The organism is Synechococcus sp. R55.7 (assembly GCF_047461955.1).
In the GTDB taxonomy this organism is placed as follows: domain Bacteria; phylum Cyanobacteriota; class Cyanobacteriia; order Thermostichales; family Thermostichaceae; genus Thermostichus.
The window spans coordinates 1-2,723 of record NZ_JANSIC010000282.1; the positions used below are offsets into that span (position 1 = coordinate 1).

At 59.3% G+C, this 2,723-nt stretch carries 2 protein-coding genes; both read right to left on the reverse strand.

What is annotated here, in order from left to right:
- A partial coding sequence (cobW, locus tag NW820_RS11690) for a cobalamin biosynthesis protein CobW (RefSeq protein ID WP_414407569.1) occupies positions 1 to 965 on the reverse strand: 965 nt, incomplete at its 3' end.
- A gap of 137 nt (positions 966 to 1,102) precedes the next feature.
- On the reverse strand, positions 1,103 to 2,482 hold the full coding sequence (psbC, locus tag NW820_RS11695; protein ID WP_369791763.1) for a photosystem II reaction center protein CP43: 1,380 nt from the start codon (positions 2,480 to 2,482) through the stop codon (positions 1,103 to 1,105).
- Between the last annotated feature and the right edge of the window lie 241 nt (positions 2,483 to 2,723).

Below are 2,723 nucleotides of genomic sequence, written 5' to 3' on the forward strand. Positions count from 1 at the left end.
CGGGTCAAGCGCGGCTCCTGGGGTCGCCAGGGGCGGTCGTAGTAGGTTTCAAATCGGGATCCCACCCCCTGCAGCACCAGGCGCATCGGCTTGTGGGGAACGGCCACAAACCCTTTTATCCGGTAAAGACATTCCTCTTGGGCCAACTGGCGTAGCTGAGCCACCAGGGATCCCGGCTCATAACCTCCCTCCAAGCTGAGGTAGAAAGACTCAAAAGCTTCGTGCTCATGCTCCTCCCCGTGATCGTGGTGGCTGGGGCGGCGCTCGAGCTGGTCTTCCACCGCTGCATTAAAGCCCAAGAGCACTTCTGGGGAGACCTGGCCCCGCTCACAGGGGAGAATTTGGATCCCAGGGGGCAACCGCCGGCGCAGCCAGCTTTCCACCCGAGCTTGCTCCTCTTGGGTAATCTGATCCACCTTGGTGAGCACCACCAAATCGGCACAGCTCAACTGATCCTCAAACAATTCCTCAAGCGGAGTCTCATGGTCCAAACTTTCGTCAGCCTGCCGCTGCGCCTCCAGGGCCGCCGGATCCCCCACCAGTTGCCCGGAGGCCAGAGCCTGACCATCCACCACCGTAATCACCGCATCCACCGTGGCGCCTGTACGAATGGTGGGCCAGCGGAAAGCCTGCACGAGCGGCTTGGGCAAGGCCAGTCCTGAGGTTTCAATCAAAATGCAGTCTAGCTCCGCCCGCCGCTGCAACAGAGCTTCCATGGTGGGCAAAAACTCCTCCTGCACCGTGCAGCAGAGACAGCCGTTGGCCAGCTCCAGAATGGGGATGGATCCCTCCCCCTCACACAGTTGGCAATCCCGCAGCAACTCGCCGTCGATGCCCACTTCGCCAAACTCATTCACCAACACGGCAATGCGGCGGCCCTGGTTGTTGAGCAAAAGGTGACGGATCAAAGTGGTCTTGCCGGATCCCAGAAATCCGGTGATGACGGTAACAGGGATCTTGTGCATCTGCTCTGATGACTCAGCGCTCTTCAGTTTCCACCCCAAACTTTCTTTCTGCCAATCCTTGAGGGGGGGATGCCCAAAAAAAGGCCCCCGGTATGGGGGCCAAGCCAAACCATTGAGACCGTTGTGCTAACCCAAAGTTAGCGGATCGGCTTCATCCGGTAAACCGGCTCGTTCTCGCGGCTGATCCCTTTCTCAAAGCCAGCAGCGGCAGCGCGAGCGCGACCGGCATGCCACAGGTGGCCGACAAAGAACAGGAAGCCGAAGATGAAGTTGTGAGCAGCCAACCAGGTGCGCGGGCTGGTGAAGTTCACCGTGTTGATCTCGGTAGCCACACCACCCACCGAGTTCAGGGATCCCAGCGGCGCATGGGTCATGTACTCCACTGCACGGCGGGCTTGCCAGGGCTGAATGTCGTTTTTCAGCTTATCCAGATCCAACCCATTGGGGCCCAGCAGCGGCTCTTTCCAAGGAGCGCGCACATCCCAGAAGCGCATCGTCTCGCCGCCGAAGATGATCTCGCCCGTGGGGGAGCGCATCAGGTATTTACCCAGACCGGTGGGACCTTGGGCTTGGCCAATGTTCGCCCCCAGGCGCTGGTCGCGCACGATGAAGGTGAGGGCTTGCGCTTGCGAGGCTTCTGGGCCAGTGGGGCCGTAGAACTCGCTCGGGTAAACGGTGTTGTTGAACCAAATGTAGCAAGTGGCAATGAAGCTCATCAGCGAAACCGCCGCCAAGCTGTAGGAGAGATAGGCCTCCCCAGACCAGATAAAGGCGCGGCGGGCCCAACCGAAGGGCTTGGTGAGGATGTGCCAGATCCCACCGGCAATGCAGATGATGCCAATGTAGATGTGACCACCGATCACATCCTCCATGTTGTCAACGCTGATGATCCAGCCTTCCCCACCAAAAGGAGATTTAAACAGGTAGCCGAAGATCACGGCGGGGTTCAAGGTGGGGTTGGTAATTACCCGCACATCGCCACCCCCTGGAGCCCAGGTGTCATAGACACCGCCAAACCACATGGCCTTGGCCACCAATAGGAAAGCCCCCAACCCCAACAGGATCAGGTGGATCCCCAGGATGGTGGTCATCTTGTTCTTGTCTTTCCAGTCGTAGCCGAAGAAGGGGAAAGACTGCTCCAGAGTTTCTGGGCCGCGAATGGCGTGATAAATGCCCCCCAACCCCAGCACGGCGCTGGAGATCAGGTGCAGCACCCCGATGACAAAGTAGGGGTAGGTGTCAATCACCTCGCCCCCCGGGCCAACCCCCCAGCCCAGAGTGGCCACGTGGGGCATCAGGATCAGGCCCTGCTCATACATAGGCCGATCCGGCGTGAAGTGAGCCACCTCAAACAGCAGCATCGCTCCCGCCCAGAAGACGATCAGGCCAGCGTGGGCCACATGGGCGCCCAAAAGCCGACCGGAGAGATTAATCAAGCGGGCATTCCCAGCCCACCAGGCAAATCCGCCTTGGGTGCGATCTTGCACCACTGCAGAACCAAATGTTGTCGAGGTCACAGAGACCAACCTCCAATGATAGTCAGGAACAAGAGACACCAAAAAAAGTTTAGTTAACGCGAGCGCCTGCCGTTGGGCTCCCTGTCCACTGGGATCCGCGGCAGGGGATCCCTTGGGCAAGCGCTCATCCTCACAGAGCAGATCTCTAGGGATCTACCGCAGCTAAAGTCGAGCGAGCTCAGTGGGTTTAGAGCGCATTGCCGCGGGGGAGGACTTCTTCAGGGAACTCAAAGCGCTCATG